This is a genomic window from Thermus tengchongensis, from assembly GCF_021462405.1.
In the GTDB taxonomy this organism is placed as follows: domain Bacteria; phylum Deinococcota; class Deinococci; order Deinococcales; family Thermaceae; genus Thermus; species Thermus tengchongensis.
In genome coordinates, this window is sequence record NZ_JAKEDU010000013.1 from 16,030 (window position 1) to 33,787 (window position 17,758).

The 17,758-nt window shown below is 67.3% G+C and carries 18 protein-coding genes; 7 read left to right on the top strand and 11 right to left on the bottom strand.

The features are described from left to right. Positions 1–5: 5 nt before the first annotated feature. From L1087_RS11700 to L1087_RS11730, 7 genes are read left to right on the top strand one after another with little or no spacing between them, the layout of a single operon-like run. Positions 6–1,268, top strand: coding sequence for an extracellular solute-binding protein (locus tag L1087_RS11700; RefSeq protein ID WP_234559081.1), 1,263 nt, complete (start codon positions 6–8; stop codon positions 1,266–1,268). A gap of 9 nt (positions 1,269–1,277) precedes the next feature. Beyond that, a complete protein-coding gene (locus L1087_RS11705; protein WP_234559082.1) occupies positions 1,278–2,117 on the top strand; it encodes a carbohydrate ABC transporter permease in 840 nt (279 codons plus the stop codon). Positions 2,118–2,135: 18 nt separating this feature from the next. Beyond that, positions 2,136–3,152 carry an ABC transporter ATP-binding protein gene (locus tag L1087_RS11710; protein WP_234559083.1) on the top strand — a complete coding sequence of 339 codons (1,017 nt, stop codon included), beginning with the start codon at positions 2,136–2,138 and terminating at the stop codon, positions 3,150–3,152. Then, positions 3,149–3,961, top strand: a complete 813-nt coding sequence (locus L1087_RS11715) for a sugar phosphate isomerase/epimerase family protein (RefSeq protein WP_234559084.1) — start codon at positions 3,149–3,151, stop codon at positions 3,959–3,961. Before L1087_RS11710 ends, L1087_RS11715 begins: the two co-directional genes overlap by 4 nt. Continuing rightward, positions 3,958–5,061 (top strand): extracellular solute-binding protein, encoded by a 1,104-nt coding sequence (locus tag L1087_RS11720; RefSeq protein WP_234559085.1) that lies wholly within the window; start codon positions 3,958–3,960, stop codon positions 5,059–5,061. The genes L1087_RS11715 and L1087_RS11720 overlap by 4 nt, the downstream gene beginning before the upstream one ends. A gap of 9 nt (positions 5,062–5,070) precedes the next feature. Next, the gene (locus L1087_RS11725) at positions 5,071–5,877 is read left to right on the top strand and encodes an ABC transporter permease (RefSeq protein ID WP_234559086.1); all 807 of its coding nucleotides are present in this window, start codon (positions 5,071–5,073) and stop codon (positions 5,875–5,877) included. Beyond that, complete coding sequence (locus tag L1087_RS11730) at positions 5,874–6,641, top strand: ABC transporter permease (protein WP_234559087.1); 768 nt, start codon at positions 5,874–5,876, stop codon at positions 6,639–6,641. Before L1087_RS11725 ends, L1087_RS11730 begins: the two co-directional genes overlap by 4 nt. Here L1087_RS11730 and L1087_RS11735 read toward each other — a convergent pair. The 11 genes from L1087_RS11735 to L1087_RS11785 form a co-directional block, all read right to left on the bottom strand. Beyond that, entirely contained in the window at positions 6,638–7,447 is an 810-nt protein-coding gene (locus L1087_RS11735; protein WP_234559088.1) for a TIGR00282 family metallophosphoesterase, read from the bottom strand. The two genes, L1087_RS11730 and L1087_RS11735, sit on opposite strands and share 4 nt — an antisense overlap. Further along, on the bottom strand, positions 7,447–8,259 hold the full coding sequence (locus L1087_RS11740; protein ID WP_234559089.1) for a carbohydrate ABC transporter permease: 813 nt from the start codon (positions 8,257–8,259) through the stop codon (positions 7,447–7,449). The genes L1087_RS11735 and L1087_RS11740 overlap by 1 nt, the downstream gene beginning before the upstream one ends. Next, entirely contained in the window at positions 8,252–9,166 is a 915-nt protein-coding gene (locus L1087_RS11745) for a carbohydrate ABC transporter permease (RefSeq protein WP_234559091.1), read from the bottom strand. The genes L1087_RS11740 and L1087_RS11745 overlap by 8 nt, the downstream gene beginning before the upstream one ends. Then, on the bottom strand, positions 9,154–10,428 hold the full coding sequence (locus tag L1087_RS11750) for an ABC transporter substrate-binding protein (RefSeq protein WP_234559092.1): 1,275 nt from the start codon (positions 10,426–10,428) through the stop codon (positions 9,154–9,156). The genes L1087_RS11745 and L1087_RS11750 overlap by 13 nt, the downstream gene beginning before the upstream one ends. A 45-nt stretch (positions 10,429–10,473) precedes the next feature. Next, on the bottom strand, positions 10,474–11,382 hold the full coding sequence (locus tag L1087_RS13235) for an ABC transporter ATP-binding protein (RefSeq protein WP_267964907.1): 909 nt from the start codon (positions 11,380–11,382) through the stop codon (positions 10,474–10,476). Beyond that, on the bottom strand, positions 11,376–12,815 hold the full coding sequence (locus L1087_RS11760) for an ABC transporter permease (protein ID WP_234559093.1): 1,440 nt from the start codon (positions 12,813–12,815) through the stop codon (positions 11,376–11,378). Before L1087_RS11760 ends, L1087_RS13235 begins: the two co-directional genes overlap by 7 nt. A 29-nt stretch (positions 12,816–12,844) precedes the next feature. Then, positions 12,845–13,795 (bottom strand): ABC transporter substrate-binding protein, encoded by a 951-nt coding sequence (locus L1087_RS11765; protein ID WP_234559094.1) that lies wholly within the window; start codon positions 13,793–13,795, stop codon positions 12,845–12,847. Between the two features lie 5 nt (positions 13,796–13,800). Beyond that, complete coding sequence (locus L1087_RS11770; RefSeq protein WP_234559095.1) at positions 13,801–14,739, bottom strand: ABC transporter substrate-binding protein; 939 nt, start codon at positions 14,737–14,739, stop codon at positions 13,801–13,803. 61 nt (positions 14,740–14,800) lie between these two features. After that, on the bottom strand, positions 14,801–16,087 hold the full coding sequence (locus L1087_RS11775) for an ABC transporter substrate-binding protein (RefSeq protein WP_234559096.1): 1,287 nt from the start codon (positions 16,085–16,087) through the stop codon (positions 14,801–14,803). Between the two features lie 13 nt (positions 16,088–16,100). Continuing rightward, positions 16,101–16,955 (bottom strand): carbohydrate ABC transporter permease, encoded by an 855-nt coding sequence (locus L1087_RS11780; RefSeq protein ID WP_234559097.1) that lies wholly within the window; start codon positions 16,953–16,955, stop codon positions 16,101–16,103. Then, positions 16,945–17,748, bottom strand: a complete 804-nt coding sequence (locus tag L1087_RS11785) for a carbohydrate ABC transporter permease (RefSeq protein WP_234559098.1) — start codon at positions 17,746–17,748, stop codon at positions 16,945–16,947. The genes L1087_RS11780 and L1087_RS11785 overlap by 11 nt, the downstream gene beginning before the upstream one ends. Between the last annotated feature and the right edge of the window lie 10 nt (positions 17,749–17,758).

Consider the following 17,758-nt stretch of genomic DNA (forward strand, 5'->3'; position numbering starts at 1 on the left):
GTGGCATGAAACGGCTGTTGGCGGTTTTGGCGTTGGCCCTGGGCCTTGCCCTGGCCCAGGGGGTGGTGCTGAGGGCCCTCATGGAGGACGTGCCCGAGACCAGGATCATCGAGGCCCTCCTCCCGGAGTTTGAACGGGCCACGGGGATCCGGGTGGAGTTTGAGGTGGTCCAGTACTCCGCCATGCACGACAAGCTGGTGGCCCAGCTCACCGCTCCCGAGAGCGCCTACGATTTCCTCCAGGTGGATTTCCTCTGGGCGGGGGAGTTTCCTGCTGCCGGGTGGCTCGAGCCCCTGGAGCCTTTCGTGAAGGCCAGTGGCTTTGACCTTTCCGCCTACTTCCCCTCCATGCTGGACCTGGTGGGCTACTACCGGGGCACCCTCTACATGATCCCCATGTACAACTACGCCATGGGGCTCATCTACCGCAAGGACCTCCTGGAGCGCAAGGACCTGAAGGAGGGCTTCCAGGCCCAGTTCCGGCGGCCTTTGGCCCTGCCCAAGAGCCTGCAGGAGTACGTGGACCTGTCCCTCTTCATGGCCAAGCGCGCCGGGGTGGCGGGGGCGGCCATGCAGGGGCAGCGGGGGGACCCCAACTTCATGGAGTTCTCCAACTACCTCTTCGCCACAGGAGGGGACTACGTGGACCGCAACTGGCGGGTGACCCTGAATAGCCCCCAAGGGGAAAGGGCGCTGACCCTGTACGTGCGCAATATCCGGGAAGGGGCGCAGCGGGGAGCGCTGAACGCCAACCTGGACGACACCTTCCGGGTGATGTGCCAAGGGGGGGCCTTCAGCATGATCACCTACTGGTGGATGCTCCCCCAGCTGGACGACCCCAAGCAGTGCCCCAAGGTGGCGGGCAAGGTGGCCCTGGCCCCCATGCCGGGCGGGGCCGGGGTCAACGGGGGCTGGGGCTGGGCTATCCCTAAGAACGGCCGCAACAAGGAGGCCGCCTGGCGGTTCATCTCCTGGGTGGAGTCCAAGGAGATTGTGAAGCGGCGGGCCCTGCAGGGCCATGCCCCCACCCGCAAGGACGTGTTCCAGGATCCGGAGGTTCTCAAGAAGTACCCCTACTACAAGGAGGTGGAGCGCATCCTGGCCGGGGCCAAGAAGGTGCCCATCTTCGCCTACACCGCGGAGATGGAGGACGTGGTGGGCCGGGAGGTGAGCCTGGCGGCCTCCGGGCGGAAGGGGGTGAAGCAGGCCCTGCAGGATGCCGCCAGGGGCCTCGAGGGCCTCCTCAGGAGGGCTGGGCTTCTGCGCTAGGGGGAAGGGGTGAGGGGAAGGCAAGCCGCCCAGCTGCTGGCCCTTCCGGGCCTCCTGGTCCTCCTTGGGGTGGTGGCCTTCCCCCTGCTTTACGCCTTCTTCCTCTCCCTCACCCGCTACAGCTTTCTCCGGCCCCAGTACACCTGGGCGGGGCTTGCCCGCTACCGGGAGGCCCTCGAGGATCCCTACTTCCTCCACGCCCTGGGCCTCACCGCCCTCTACGTGGCCCTCACCGTGGGCCTCACCTTGGCCCTGGGCCTCCTCCTGGCGGTCCTCCTCCACCAGGGCCTCCCCCTCCGGGGCTTCCACTACTTTGCCGTGAGCCTGCCCATGCTCATCGCCCCCGTGGGGGTGGGGCTCATCTGGAAGATGATCCTGCACCCCGAGCTGGGCATCCTGGCCTACCTCTTCGGCGGGGTGGACTTCTTCGGCGACCCCCGGTACGCCCTCCTCTCCCTGGCCCTGGTGGACGTGTGGCAGCAGACCTCCTTCGCCGCCTTGGTCCTCCTGGCGGGCCTGAGGAGCCTGCCCAAGGAGCCCCTCGAGGCCGCCCGCGTGGACGGGGCCACCCCCTGGCAAGCCTTTTGGTACGTCACCTTCCCCCTCCTCCGGCCCGTGCTCCTGGCCCTCCTGGTCCTCCAGACCCTGGCGGAGGTGCGCACCTACGACCTGGTCTACGTCCTCACCCGAGGGGGGCCTGGCTCGGCCACGGACCTGGTGAGCTACTACATCTACCGCAAGGCCTTCTTGGGCCTGGACCTCTCGGGGGCGGGCGCCATGGGCTACCTGCTCCTCCTCCTCACCCTGGCCCTGGTGGCCCTGTACTACCGCTTTCTGACACGGGGCTGACCTCAGCGTGGGAGGGTGATGGCGGTGGTGGAGCTACGGGAGGTGCACAAGCGCTACGGAAAGACCGCGGCCGTGGACGGGGTTTCCTTGGGCTTGCGGGAGGGGGAGTTCTTCACCCTCCTGGGCCCCTCGGGCTGCGGCAAGACCACCACCTTGCGCCTGGTGGCGGGCTTTGAGGCCCCGGACCGGGGGGAGGTGTGGATCGGCAAGGAGCGGGTGGACCGCCTCCCTCCGGAAAGGCGCCCCATCGGCATGGTCTTCCAGAACTACGCCCTTTTTCCCAACATGACCGTTTTCGGCAACGTGGCCTTTCCCCTGCGCCTGAAGCGCCTTCCCGAGGGGGAGGTGCGGCGGAAGGTGGGGGCGTTGCTGGAGATGGTGCACCTATCGGGCCTCGAGGACCGTTACCCCAAGGAGCTCTCCGGGGGCCAGCAGCAACGGGTGGCCCTGGCCCGGGCCCTGGCCCGGGAGCCCAAGGTCCTCCTCCTGGACGAGCCCCTTTCCGCTCTGGACGCCAAGATCCGCGAGGAGCTTAGGGGTGAGCTCAAGCGCCTGCAGCGGGAGGTGGGCCTCACCACCTTGTACGTGACCCACGACCAGGAGGAGGCCCTGGCCCTTTCCGACCGCATCGCGGTGATGCGGGAGGGAAAGGTGGAGCAGCTCGGCACCCCCAAGGAGGTGTACGAGGCCCCCGCCACCCCCTTCGTGGCCCGCTTTGTGGGCGCGGGGGTGCTGGTGGCGGGGGAGGTGCGGGAGGGCCGCTTCCACCGGGGCCGCTCCTGGCCGGTGCGGGTGGCGGGGGAGGGCAAAGGCTACCTCCTCCTGCGCCCCGAGCGCCTGCGGCTGGACCCGGAGGGCTTTTTGGAGGGGGAGGTGCGCCTTTCCACCTACCTGGGGAGCTTGGTGCGCCTGGAGGTGGAGGCGGAGGGCCTCCTCCTGAAGGTGGACCTGCCCCCGGGCCCGGCCCCGGGGGTGGGGGAGAGGGTGCGCCTTTCCCTGCCGGAGGAGGCCCCTTTCGTGAAGGAGGGCATATGAGGCTCGGCTTCCGTCCCCCGAAGGATCCCGAGGGCTTCCTGGCCTACGCCCGGGCCCTCCTGGGGCGGTACGCCTTCATCGAGGTCCCGGGCTCCGCCGCTCACGCGCTCTTCCAGGCGGCTCAGGAGGCGCGGGAGATGGGCTACGCCCTCACCTACCACGCCCGCTACCTGGACCTTTACCCGGGCTCGCCGGTGGAGGAGGTCCGCGAGGCCTCCCTCAAGCTCCTCCGCCAGGACCTGGAGCGGGCGGCCCGCATGGGGGCCCTCCTGGTGAACGCCCACGCGGGCAACCTCCCCTGGACGGACTACCCGCCCCCGGGGCTTTCCCCCGCCCACGAGGCCTTGCGGGAGCAGGAGGGGAGGCTGAGGCGGGAGTACCTGGAAAGGGCCCTGGAGGCCTTTGCCGGGCTCGCCCAGCTGGCCTCCGACCTGGGCCTCCGCCTCACCCTGGAAAACCTTCCAGCCCCCCAGGAGGTGCCGAGAACCCCGGAGGAGATGGCCCTCTTCCTGCAGGTGCCCCACCTGGAGTTCTGCCTGGACCTGGGCCATGCCCAGATGGCGGGGCAAGAGCCCCAGGCCTTCCTGGAGGCCCTAGGGGGGCGGCTGGTCCACCTGCACGCCCACCGCAACGACGGCCGCTATGACCTCCACCTGCCCCCTCGGCCGGAAAACCTGAAACCCTTTGCGGGAACCCCCTGCACCCTCCTGGTGGAGCTTCCCCCGAGGGGGGTGGAGGAGTACCTGGCGGTCCACCACGGCTTGGCCTCGGCGGGGCTCGTCCCCGAGGCAATGGGAGGTGACGTATGAGGCGGTATCAGGTGCTGGCAGGCGTGGCGGCGTTGGCGGCTGGCCTCCTCGGGCTCGGCTTGAGGGGCCTCGAGGCGGTGGCCCAGGCGGCCCTCCCCCCCGAGCTCAACAACGCCTACATCCGGGACCTGGCCCAGAAGGCCCGGGCGGAAGGCGGGGTCATCAACAGCTACGGGATGCCCAACGACTGGGCCAACTACGGGGGGATCTTCGGGGAGTTCCAGCGGCTTTTCGGCATCCGCCAGCAGGACATCGACATGGGGAGCGCGGTGGTGCTGGCGAGGATGCGGGAGGAGAAGGCGGGCAAGAACGACGTGGCCGACCTCAAGCCCGCCTTCGCCATGACCCTGGCGGAGGAGGGCCTGACCCTGCCCTACCGGGTCACCTCCTGGGCCGCCCTCCCCGAGGGGCAGAAGGGGGTGGGCAAGGACGGCTCCACCTGGTATGCCGGCTACAAGGGTACCCTGGGCTGGATCGTCAACACCCGCCTGGTGAAGAAGGTGCCCAGGACCTGGAAGGACCTGGAGAACCCCGAGTACAAAGGGCTCATCCAGTACCAGGACCCCCGGGCCACGGGCACCGGGGTGGCCACCATCATGAGCGCCGCCTACGCCCTCACCGGGGACCCCTACAACTACAAGGCCGGGGTGGACTTCTTCGCCCGGCTCCACCGGCTCGGGGTCATCGGGGCGGTGGAGCCCAAGGTGACCACCGCCAAGTTTGAGCGGGGCGAGGTGGGCATCCTCATCAACTACGACTACAACCTCCTGGCCTGGAAGGAGCGCTTCCCCTTCCCCACCGAGGTGGTGATCCCCGAGGACGGCTCCCTGGCCAACGGCGGCGGGATCGTGGCCGCCCGGAACGCCCCCCACCCCAACACCGCCCGGCTCTTCTTGGAGTTCGTCTTCTCCAAGTACGGCCAGGGCCTCTTCGCCCAAGCCTTCGTGACCCCCATCCGTCCCGACGTGGAGCTTCCCAAGGAGGTGGCCGCCAAGTTCCCGCCCAAGAGCGCCTACGCCAAGGTGCGGTTCGTGGACTACAAGCGGGAGGAGGCGGTCTCCGAGGCCCTGCAGAAGTACTACGGGGAGACCATCCGCTAGGGGGCCCTGGTGCGCAGCGAGCGCTTCCTGCTCCTTCCTGGCCTTCTCTTCCTCCTCCTCTTCTTCGCCTACCCGGTTTTCGCCATCCTGGAGCGGAGCCTCGCCGCCCCCGAGGGCCTGACCCTGGCCCGTTACCTGAAGGCCCTCACCGCCCCCGCCTACCTCGAGGCCTGGCGCAACTCCCTCCTCTTCGCCGCCCTTTCCACCCTGGCCGCCGCGGTGGGCGGGGTGTTCGTGGCCTACTGGACGAGCCGGCTTCCCCTAAGGCTCAAGGGCCTCCTCATGAGCCTTTACGCCGTGCCCGTCTCCCTTTCGGGGCTGGTGGTGGCCTTCGGGTTCATCGTCCTCCTGGGGCGGAACGGGGTGGTGAACCAGCTCCTTGCCCCCCTGGGCTTGCCCCGGTTTGACCTTTACTCTTGGACGGGCCTCTTCCTGGTGTTTCCCTTTTACAACATCCCCCTCTTTGCCCTAGCCCTGATGCCCCTCCTGGAGAGCGTGGGCAAGGGGCTTTTGGAGGCGGCCCGGGCCTCGGGGGCCACCCCCTTCCAGGCCTGGGTGCGGGTCCTCCTCCCCGCCCTCATGCCGGGGATTTTGGCGGGCTCCTCCATCGTCCTCGCGGGGATGATGGGGGCCTTCGGCACCGCCTTGGCCCTCACCGGCTTCGCCAAGAACCTCCTTGCCCTGCAGATCTACAGCCTGGTGGCGGAGAGCACCTTCGACCTGCCCCAGGCGGCGGCCTTGGCAGCGGTGCTCATGGGCACCACGGGGGTGGGCCTCTACCTCTTGGCCCTCTGGGAAAGGAGGTTTCGGCGGTGAGGGCCTTGGGCTGGCTCCTTTTCCTCCTCTTCCTCCTTTACCTTCTCCTCCCCATGCTGGCCCCGGTGGTCTACTCCTTCAGCCGCCTTTGGCTGGGGGTTCTCCCCGAGGGGTTTACCCTCGAGGGGTACGCCCGGATCCTCCGGGACCCCAAGTACCTGGAGGCGGCCTTGCTCTCCCTGCGCATCGCCCTTTTGGCCGTCCTCCTCAACGTCCTGGTGGGGGTGCCCACCGCCTACGTGGCCCACCTCTGGGCGGGGCGGGTGGGGGAGGGCCTGCGGCGGCTTCTCCAGGTGCTGCCCCTCCTGGTGCCTCCCCTGGTGGTGGGCCTGGGCTTCCTCCTGGCCTTCAACCGGCCGCCCTTGGCCCTTTCCGGCACCCTCTGGATCGTGGTCTTCGGGCATGCCGCTCTGGGCTTTCCCTTCTTCTTCCGCACGGTCTACGCGGGGCTTGCGGGCCTCGAGGTGCGCCTCCTCATGGAAGCGGCCCAGGCCTCCGGGGCGGGGCTCGGGGCGAGGTTGCGCTACGTTCTCCTGCCCAACCTTCTGCCCGCGGTCCTCTCCGGGGCCCTGGTGGCCTTTGCCATCTCCATGGGGGAGTTCGAGGTGACCAGCATGGTGGCCGGCTTCGGCACCATTACCCTGCCCCTCCTCCTCTTCCAGAGCCTTCGCGAGGACTTCCGGGCGGCCAGCGCGGTGGCCTCCGCCCTCCTCTACGTTACCCTCTTGGCCCTGGTGGGCCTCACCCTCTTGAGGCGCCGCTAGGGGTTTGCCGGGGGCAGGTCCACCACCTCCGAGAGGTGCAGGATGCCCTTGGCCCTGCCCCCTTCCAGCTCCAGGAGCACGTAGCTGACCCGGCCGGGCCCCTCCGCGGGCCGCAAGGCCAGCCCCTTGGGAGGAAGCCTTCTCCTCAGGGCCTCCACCAGGAAGTCCGGGTGGTAGCCCTGGAACCCCTCTTCCCCTCCCACCATGCGCACGTCGGACACGTAGGCGGTGCCCCTGGGGAGGATGCGGGCGTCCTGGGTGGCCACGTGGGTGTGGGTACCGAGGACTGCAGCCACCTCCCCGTCGAAGAGGTAGGCGAGGCCCAGCTTTTCAAAGACCGACTCGGAGTGGAAGTCCACCAGGATGGGGATGCCCTGCCACTGGGCAAGCAGGGCCTCGAGGGCTTCCACAGGGTCTCCAGCGTGGGCCAGAGCGGACCGGCCGGCCAGGTTCACCACCAGGAGTTCCTGGTTCCCCTTCCGCAGGAGGAGGCTACCCTTGCCAGGGGCATGGCGGCTGTAGTTAAGGGGCCGTACCACGCGGGCATGCCCCAGGACTTCCTCCGCCCATGGGGGGTCAAAGGAGTGGTTCCCCCCGGTGACCGCGTCCACCCCTAGGGCGAAGAGGGCGCGGAGGGATTGGGGGTGCATGCCCGCCTTCCCCAGCTCGGGGATGGTCACGTCCAGATTTTCCCCATTAACCACCACAAAGTGGGGCCGGTAGAGCCGGCGCAAAAGGGGGAGTTCCTGGGCCAGGATCCTCAGTCCAGGCTCCCCTACCACGTCGCCGAAGAACAAGACGCGCATCATCCCCGTACACCTCCTTCCATCAAGGTCTGCAGGATGGTCCGGTGAAAAGCCAGAAAGAGGACCAGAGTGGGCAGGGTGGCCAGGACCGAGGCCGCCATGAGGGGGCCCCAGGCATTGGCTCCCTCTCCTCCGGCGAAGCGCTGGACCGCCACGGTGAGTACGTACATGTCGGGGCGGTTGGCCACCAGGAGGGGCCAAACGAACTGGTTCCAGGCCCCGATGAAGAGGGTGATGAAAAGGGCCAAAAGCGTAGGCAGATTGGCGGGGACCAGGATGCGAAAGAGAAGATCCCGGGTGCCCGCCCCGTCCACCACCGCGGCCTCGAGGATCTCCCGAGGAAAGCCCAGGAAATGTTGCCGAAGGAGGAAGGCCGCGTACCCGGCGGTCAGCATGGGCAGGATGAGCCCTGGGAAGGTGTTGAGGAGCCCCAGGCGGGCTACCAGCAGGTAGCTGGGCAGGTATGTGACCACGAAGGGTACCAGCATGCTGAGGACAAAAAGCCCCAGGAAGAGCCCCGTCCACGGGGGAGGGCGGAAGACCAGGGCGTAGGCGGCGAGGAGACCCAGGAGGATCTGTCCCAGGGCTGAGCCCAGGGCGAAAAGGAAGGTGTTCAGGGTGTAGCGGCCCATGGGGAGCTTTTCCAGCACCACCCGGTAGTTCTCCAGGGTGAGGGGATGATGGAACGGCCAAGGGCTCCCGAAGAGGGCCTCCGGGGGGGTGAGACTTAAGCTCACCTGGTAAGCAAATGGGAGAAGGACCAAGAAGGCGGAGAAGCCCAGGAGGAGATGGGGGAGAAGCCTCTTAGCCACGGTTCCTCCTTTCCAAGAGAAAGAGCTGCCCCAGGATCAGCACCCCAAGGCCTAGGGTGAGGAGGACGGCCTGAGCCGCCGCCACCCCGGCGCGGAAGAAGCGGAAGGCTTCCTGGTAGACCGCGTACATGAGGTTCGTGCTGTGTCCGAAGGGTCCCCCCTGGGTCATGACGTCGATGGGCACAAAAGCGTAATCCAGGGCGCTGGCCAGGGCAGAGAGGAGGAGGAAGAGCAGGGTGGGGAAGAGGAGGGGGAGGAGGACATGGCGTAGGAAGGGAAGCCCCTCGGCCCCGTCCACCCGGGCCGCTTCCAGCACCTCCCTGGGCAGGGCCTTGAGCCCCGCCAAGGCGATGAGGTAGTGGAAGCCCAGAAACTTCCAGTTGGCCACCAAGGCCACGGCGGGAAGGGCGTAGTCGGGGTCGGAGAGGAGGCTCGGGGCTGGAAGACCGAGCCCCCCTAGAACCTTGGCCAGGGGTCCTGCTGCGGGCAGATAGATGTAGAGCCACACCAGGGCGGCCACGGACACCGCCGCCACCGTAGGGGCGAAGAGGAGGGCTTGGTAGCGCTCTGCCCAGGGGCTTTTCACCTGCAGGGTAAGGAGGGCTAGGCCCAGGGGCACGAGGAAGTTGCCGAGAGCTGCCAGGGCCATGTAGAGGAGGCTCTGCCGCACCGTTTGCCAAAAGGCGGGGTCCTCTAGGAGGGCCTGGTAGTTGGCCAGGCCCACGAAGGCCGCCTCCGGGCGCACCAGGTTCCACTCGTGGAGGCTCAGCCATAGGTTGTAGAGGAGGGGCCAGTAGACGAAAAGGAGGAGGAAGAAGAGGCCTGGGACCAGGAGGAGGAGGCCCCCGAGGTTCCCCCGTCTCCCGGCCCCAGCCCTCACCCCTTGCCCTAGGGCTACTCGCCGCACCGCTCGTTTCCGATGAGGCGGTTGATCTCCTGGGCGGCTTCCTTCAGGGCGGCTTCCGCCGTGGCCTGCCCGCTGAGGGCCTTCTGCACAGCCCGGAAGAGGGCTTGGCTGGCGGCGAGGCCGTTGGTGCCGGGGAAGCTGGTCCACGGCACGGTGAAGGGGAGTTGCTCCACCGCCACTTTCTGGATGGGGTTCTTCTCTACAAAATCCTTCAGGTAGCGGGGGTCGCGGATGAGCTCGGGGAGGAGGGGCACGTAGCCCGTTCCCTTAGTCCAAAGGGTGAAGCCTTCGGGGCTCGTGAGGAACTGGATGAACTTCCAAGCCGCCTCCTGCTTCCTGGGATCCTTGCTGAAAACCATGAGCACGTTCCCCCCGCCGGGAAGGGCCGGGGGCTTGCCCCCGAAGGTGGGGAACCGGGTGGCCCTTAGCTCAAACCGCCCCCTGGTTTGCTCCTGGAGCCCGGCGCGGCGGGCGATGGTGGTCATGAAGCTCGCCGTCTCCCCTGCGAGGAAAGCCTGCTCCCCCTGCTGCAGGAGCACCCCCAGGGCCAGGCCGTCCCGCACCAAGCCCGCCCACATGCCCAGGGCCTCCGCGGCCTCCTTGCTGTCCACCCCGGTGCGGTAAAAACCCCCCTCGCAGCGGAGGAGGGTGCCCCCGTTGGAGCGGATGAGGGCCTCGATGGCCCAGTTGTCGTCCAGGAGAATCAGGTAGACCCCGTACTTGCCCGTGCGCTCCTTGATCTGCCGGGCTGCCCGCCGCCAGCCCTCCCAGGTGGCAGGGGGGCGGTCGGGGTCCAGGCCCGCGCGGCGAAAGAGATCGGCGTTGTAATAGGCCACGATGTTGGAAAGGGAGTAGGGCATGCCCACCAGCACCCCGTCCACCTGGCCCAGGGCCAGGACGTTGGGGGCGAAGCGGCGGAGGTGACGCTCCCCGCCGTAGCGTTTGGCCAGGTCGGAGATGGGCACAAACGGCAGGTTCTTGGCCGCATAGCGGGTGTAGAGATAGCCCATCTGCACCACATCCGGGGGGTTGCCTGCGGCCAGGGCAGCCTGCAGGTTCTGCAGGAGTCCGGTGTAGGCGTTGGCGTGGTAGCGCTCCTCCACCTTTATGCCCGGGTTCCGCCGCTCGAACTCGCGGATGAGCTCCCGCAGGGCGGGGAGCCCGAAGGCCTCGGTGTTGATGTGCCAGTACTGTAGGGTCACGGGGCCCTGGGCGAGGGTCGTGCCCAAGACCACACCCAGAACTCCTAGCCAGCGCCGCATAGCCACCTCCCACGGGAACTCTAGCCTCCACTTGTCAGGGGAGGGTCAGGGAGCGGGGAAGTGGAGGAGGGGGTCGATCCTTAGGTGGAGTCGTTCCCCTGGCCGGGCCTCGAGGCGCACCCAAGCCTCCCCCCACTCCAGCCGCACCCGGCAGAGCACCTCCCCCCGCAGCTCCCGCCTTTCCAGGACCTCCGCGATGAGGCTCCCCCCTGGGCTTGCCCATTCCTGGCGGAAGGCCAGCACTTCCCCATCCCGCCGGAGGAGGTTGGCCCGGCCGAAGGCCAGGAAGCTCTCCAGGGAGTTGGGGTGCAGGTAGACCTCCTTGGGGCTGCCCACCTGGAGGAGGCGGCCCTGGCTCATCACCCCCACCCGGTCGGCGAGGAGCATGGCCTCCTCCGGGTCGTGGGTCACGTGCAGGGCCGTGATTCCCTGCTCCTTGAGGAGGGTGCGCACCTCGAGGCGGAGTTCTTCCCTCAAGACGGGATCCAAGGCGCTGTAGGGCTCATCCAGGAGGAGGACCTGGGGCCTGCGGGCTAAGGCTCGTACCAAGGCCACCCGCTGCCTTTGCCCTCCGGAGAGCTGGTGGGGGCGCTTGTGGGCGTGGTCCAAGAGGCCCACCCGTTCCAGGAGGCCCAGGGCTTCCTTCCGGTCCGGCCTGGGCATCACCAGGAGGAGGTGGTCCAAGGCGGTGAGGTGGGGCCAGAGGGCCTGGTCTTGGAAGACGTAGCCCACCTGCCGCCTCTCCGGGGGAAGGTGGGTCACCTCCTTTCCCCCCAGGAACACCCGGCCTGCGTCTGGGAGGTGGAGGCCCGCCACCAGATGGAGGAGGGTGGTCTTGCCGCTTCCCGAGGCCCCCAGGAGGACGAAGACCTCCCCTTCCCCCACCTCCAGGTCCACCCCCAGCACCCCGCCCCCGCCGGGGAAGCGTTTCGCGACCCCTTCCAGCCTCACCATCGCGGCCTCCCCAGGAGGGCCAGGGCGGAGAAGGCCATGAGGACCAGGCCCAAGGCGCTGGCCTCCCGGTACAGTCCCCCGTTGAGGGCCGATAGCACCGCCACCCCGATGGTCTCCGCCCCTGGGGCGTAGAGCAGGGCGGAGAGGGTGATCTCGGCGAAGGCCAAGGGAAAGATGAGGAAGGCCCCGGCAAAGGCCGAGGGCAAGAGGAGAGGGTAGCCGATGCGGAGCCAGGCCCGAAGCCTCCCCAGGCCGTGGACCCGTCCGGCCAGGACCGCTCCCTCCACCCCAAGCCCGCCTTCCAGGGCCCGGAGGGCCAGGGCGGCGAAGTTCAGAAGGTAGGCCAAGAGGAGGAGCCAGGGGGTGGCGTAGAGGGGCGTGGGGGCCAGGAGGAGGATGAGCCCCACCCCGAGCAGGGTGCCGGGGAGGAGGTAGTGCAGGTCCAAAACCCCCCGCACCCGCCGGAGGAGCCCCGGGAAGGGTCTTAAGGCGAGGGCCAAGAGGAGGAGGAGAAGGGTGGCGCCCAGCGCCAGGAGGAGGGAGTTGCGCAGGCCCTTCTGCACCAAGGGGAGGTCCAGGGCCTGGGCGAAGACGGGGTCCCAGGCCCCGGTGTAAGGGTTCAGGAGGGCCTCCCGCAGGAGCCCGAGGAGGACCAGAAGGAGGGCCAGGAGGGCGTAGAGGGCAAAGAGGAGGCGGTAGGCGGGCCTGGCTGGGGGGAGGAGGGGCTCCTTGGCTTCCAGAAGCCCCGCCCTTCCCAAAAGCACCACGGGCAGGGCCAAGAGCCCCAGCCAAAGCCCCAAGGCGGCGGCCTCCCCCAAGGGGTCCTGGGCGGTGGGGCTCAGGAGCCGGGCGTAGGCCAGGGTGGGGAGGACGTAGACCCGCTCGGGGAGGCCCAGGACCGCGGGCACGCCGAAGTTGCCCAGGAGGGCCAGGTACAGGGTGCCCCCTGCCACCAGGAGGGGCGGCAGGAGGGGGGGCAGGAAGACCCGAAGGGCCTTTGCCCCGCCCACCCCGTGCACCCGGGCCGCGGCCAGGAGGCCCATGGCCACCCGCACCTGGGGCTTGAGGAGGAGGTAGGCCAGGGGGGCGTAGTGGAGGGCCCAGGCCAGGAGGATGCCGGGCACCCCGTAGATCCGCACCCCGAAGGCCTGGAGGCTGAAGAGGACCCCGATGCCGGTGACAAAGGGGGGCACCAGGTAGCCCAGGAGGAGGAGGGCCTCGGGGGTCCGCCCCACCCCGCCCAAGACCCCCAGGACTGCCAAGCCCAGGGCCAGGGCCAGGGTGATGAGGCTACCCGCCGTGGCCAGGAGGAGGCTTGTGAGGACCACGTCCAGGTCTTTGGCGGTGCCCGGCAAGGCCGGGAAGCCCCGAAGGAAGAGGGCCAGGAGGGGAAGGGCCAAGAGCCCTGCCAGCAACCAGGGCCAGGCCGCCACAGGTGCCCTTCCGAAGGGCGGGCTATGGGTCATCGCCTAAGGCCGAAGAGGGCGTTGAAGCGTTCTAGGGTTTCTGCAGAAGCCTCACGGCCCCGCACGCTCACCAGACGAGACGGTGCGTCTGCAGGAGCAGGGATGCCGGGGAGGACCGGGAGGTAGCCCCGCTCCACAAAGACCCTTTGCCCCCGCTCGGAGAGAAGAAAGCGTAAGAACTTCTCCGCCAGATCCGGCCTGCGGCTCCAAGTGGGGATGCCGATGGGGGTTGGGGCCACGATTACCCCGTCCTGGGGATAGACTATGCGTAAAGGGGCACCCTTAGCTATCTCTTGGCGTACCCCATAGTCATTGGTGATAGCCAAGGAGTATTCCCCGCGGGCGAGCTTTTGCTGGAGTACCGGGTTGGACTGCTCCACGGCCATGCCGTTCCGCTTCATGGCCTCCCAGAAGCCGAACCCGTACCGATCAGAAAGGTATCCTAAGGCCACCAGAGCTGGCCCAGAGAAGTTAGGGTCTGCCATGACCACCTGGCCGCGGTAGTCCTTCTTGGTTAGGTCCGCCCATGTCCTGGGAAGGGCACGTACCCTCCGACTGTTGACCGCAATGATGTTGTGCAGGAGGCGCACTTCGTAGTAACGCCCCCCCTCGTACACGTACTGGGGAGGCAATCCAGGAAAAGTGGGAGCTATCCGCATCAGTAAACCCCGCTGGCTCAGTTCCCGGAAAAAACCTTCCCCTACAAGCCAGATGAGGTCGGGTTGCGGGTTGCCCGTCTCCAGCTCCGCCCGCAGCTTGGCCACCACTTCTCCTGCGCCTGAGCGGAAGACCTGGACTGTAATCTCAGGATGCACCTGGTTGAAGGCTTGTACCAAGGCTTGCACATCGGGGAGCTGAGCCCCGGCCACATAGAGGGTGATCTGGTCCTTGGCCGAGGCAGAGCCCAAAACCAAGGAGGCGCCGAGCAGCCAGGGTATGACCTTCATCTTCCTCACCTCCTAAGCCCGAACAGGTTGTTGAAGCGGTCCAGGGTCTGGGCGTCGGCGAAACGGGCCCGCGTCCCCACCACCCGTTCCGGAGCCCCTTGAGGCTTGGGAGCCCCTGGCATCACCGGGTAGTAGCCCCGCTCGGCGAAGATCCGTTGCGCCTCGGGGGAGAGGAGGAAGTTGAGGAAGCGCACCGCCAGCTCGGGATGCTTGCTCCAGGAGGTCACCGCCACGGGGGTAGGCACCAGGATGGCCCCATCCCGCGGGTAGACCACGGCCAGGGGCGCCCCTTTGGCCGCCTCCTGCCGTACCCCGAAATCGGTGGTGATGGCCAGGCCGTACTCCCCCCGGGCCAGCTTCTGTTGCAGGACGGGGTTGGACTGCTCGATGCGCATCCCCAGGTCTTTGAGCCGGGCGAAGAAGTCGAAGCCCAGCCGCTCCGAAAGGGTACCCACCGTGGCCAGGGCCGCCCCGGAAAAGTTGGGGTCGGGCATGGCCAGAAGCCCCCGGTAGGCGGGCTTAAGGAGGTCCCGCCAGGCGCTGGGGGCTTCCCGCACCCGCTGGGTGTTCACCGCCAGGACGTTGTAGAGCAGGCGCACCTCGTAGTAGAGCCCACCCCCTTGGGCGTACTGCACCGGGTACCCCGGCACCGTTGGGGGCACGCGGCGGAGGAGGCCCTTGGCGGCCAGCTCCTTCAGAAAGTCCTCGTTGGCGAACCAGAGGAGGTCGGGCTGGGGGTTGCCCGCCTCCAGTTCCGCCCGGAGCTTGGCCACCACCTCTCCCGTGCCGGAGCGGAAGACCTGGACCTGCACCCCTGGGTTCCGGGCGCGGAAGGCCTCCACCAAAGCGTTCACGTCCGCCAGGATCTCCGAGGTGTACAGGGTAAGGGTGCCCTGGGCCAGGGCTAGGCCCAGGGCAAGGGTAAGGGGTAGGAGCCGCTTCACACCGATGAGGTTAGGGGGCTTCCGTCAGAGAAAGGTCAGGTGGGGCTCCTTTCGGGAGGCTTCAGCGGTTGCAGAAAGGCCTCAGGGCCTCGTCCACCCGCCGTTGGGCCTCCCGGGTGGCCTCGCGCACGTCCTTGCGTCCCAGCACCACCGCCTGCTCCGCCTCGGCGATGATATCCTTGACCTGTTGCAGGTTATACACGGGCAATTCGGCCTTGGCGTAGGCCAGCTGCTCCCGGGCGGTAACCGCTTGGGGCCACTGCCGCACGTACTCCCGCATGAGGGGGAGGTTCCAGCTAGACCTCCTGGCGGCCACATAGCCGGAGTCGATGGCCCAGCGGGCCTGGAGCTCGGGGCTGGTCATGAACTTGATGAAGCGCAAGGTGGCTTCCCGCTTAGCGGGATCCGACCCCTTGAAGAGGTAGAAGTTGGCCCCGCCCGTGGGCACCCCGTAGCGCACCAACCGGGGCTGGAAGGCGGTGCCGAAGGCGAAGCGGGCGTTGTTGCGGATGAAGCCCAGGGAGCCTGTGGAGTGGTAGATCATGGCCACCTTGCCCGCAGCGAAGTCCCCGGGGGTGGTGCCCCAGGCAATCACCCCCTCGGGGCTCACGCCGTGCTTACGGGCCAGATCGGCTTTGAACTGCATGGCCTTGCGCACGGGTTCCGTGTCCACCAGCACCTTGCAGCCCCTGCCCGCTGGATCGTAAAGGAGCCCACCCGCCTGGATGACCAGGCCCTCCAGCAACCACGTGGACCGGTCCTCTGTGGGGATGGCCACCCCGTAGCGGATCACCCTACCCTGGGCGTCCCGCTTGGTGAGCCGCTTGGCGTACTCCACAAGTTCATCCCAGGTTCGGGGAGGCTTTTCCGGGTCTAACCCAGCTTCCCGGAAAGCCTCTTTGTTGTAGTAAAGGATGGGGGTGGAACGCTGGAAGGGAAGGCTATAGACCCTGCCGTCCAAGGTGGAGTTCATCATGAAGGCAGGGAAGAAGTCCCGCACCGCCTGGGCCAGCTCGGGGTCCTTGGAGATATAGGGGTCAAAGGGCTCAATGGCGTCCATGGCCAGCAGGGTGTAGAGCTGTTGGGAAAGGAGGATGGCGGTGTCAGGGGGGTTGCCCGCGCGGATGGCCGCCACCACCTTGGCCTGGTTTTCCTCGTAGTTGCCCCCGAACACCGTGTTCACCCGTATCTGCGGGTTCTGCCTCTGGAACTCGCTTACGTAGCCCTCAATGAACCGTGCCAGCGGGCCCGCCACCCCTACGGGGTAGTAGAAGGTGATGGTGGTCTGCTGCGCCAGACCCAGGCCCAATGCCGCTAGAGTGCCGATAAGCCACTTCCTCTTCTGCATGGCTACACCTCCCTTATCCCTTCAGCCCGCTTCGGGCGAAGGCTTCAACGAAGGCCCGTTGGAATAGCACAAAGCCCAGCACCAGAGGCAGGGCTACCAGTACCGCTCCCGCTGCGATGAGGCCCCACTCCATGCCGCTTTCTGCGGACCGGGCGAAGGCGGCGAAACCCAAGGAGAGCACCCGTTTCTCTCGGCTCTGGATGACCACCAGGGGCCAGAGGAACTCGTTCCAGTGGTAGACTAGGCTCACCAAGGCAAAGGCGGCCAGTTGGGGCCGCACCAAGGGCAGCATGACCCTGTAGAGGATCTGCCAAGGAGTGGCCCCGTCCACCCGGGCGGCGTCCAGGAGTTCCCTGGGAACCTGTAGGAAGCCCTGGCGTAGGAGAAAGGCTCCCGTGGCGGAAGCCACGTAGGGCAGGGCCAGGGCTGTGAGGGTGTCGGAAAGCCCCAGCCGGTGGATCAGGAGGTAGTTGGGGAGGATCAAGGCGGAAGGGGGCAGGAAAAGCTGGGCTAGGATCAGATAAAAGACGGCGTTCCTCCCCCGGACTTTCAGCTGGGCCAGGGCAAATCCCGCGGTGGTTACGGTGAAGAGTTGCACTAAGAGTAGGCCCAGGGTGAAGAGGAGGGTGTTGGCGTAAAGCCGGGGAAAGTCGGCGGACTCCCAAGCAAGACGGAAATTTTCCAGTGTAAAGCTTCCCAGTTGTCCCCGGTTCAGGTCGGCGGTGGGGGTAAAGGCGGCCAGCAAGGTGAAGGCGGCGATGAACAGGAAGGGAGAGGCCAGCAACAAGGCGGGAGCATTCCGGAGGAGGGCCATTCCGAGGGGTTTTCGCTTTCCCGTGGCGGGGGAGATGGCCTGGCTACCCGTCATAGTGCACCCCCCTTTCCAGCCTGGGCAGGGCTAGAAGGGCCAGGGTGGTCAAAGCGGTGAGCAGGACCAGGGTCAGCGCACCCGCCTGCGGGAAGTCGAAATACTCGAAGCCCAAGGTATAAACCCTGTAGAGAAGGTGGTCCGTGGCCCCTACGGGACCGCCCTTGGTGAGGACGAAGATGTGGTCCACGTTGCGTAGGGCCCCCAGGGTGGCCATGATGCCCACGAAGAAGGTGGTGGGGGAGAGGAGGGGAAGGGTGATGCGCAAGAAGGTGGCGGTGCGCCCAGCCCCGTCTACCTTAGCCGCTTCCAGGATCTCTTTGGGTAGGGCTTGAAGGCCGGCCAAGTAGTACAGCATGAAAAGCCCCATGTCCTTAAGGACCCCGATCAGGACCACGGCCAGGAAGGCGCCCAAGGGATCCCCCAAGGGGTTCTGCAACCCCAGCCAGCGGAGGGTTCCCTGGAGTGGACCCAAGGGATTGAGGAGGTAGAGGAATACTGCGGCGAAGGCCACGGTGGGTAGGATCACGGGGTGGAAGATGAGGGCCCTGGCCAGGAGGCGGAAGCGGGAGTTGCCCTCCACGGCCAGGGCTGCTAGGAGTCCTAAGGCCACGGAAAGGGGTACCACCAGGAGGGTGTAGAGGGCTGTAACCCCTAAGGCGTTCAGGTTCTCCCTTTGCAGGAGCGATCCCAGAGCAGGCAACCCCTCCCAGGCGGCGATGCCAAAGGGAAGGTAGGTGAAGGCTGCCAAGAAGACCAAGGTGGGTAGGAGGAAAAGCCAGACGCCGAGCATCCAGCCCGAA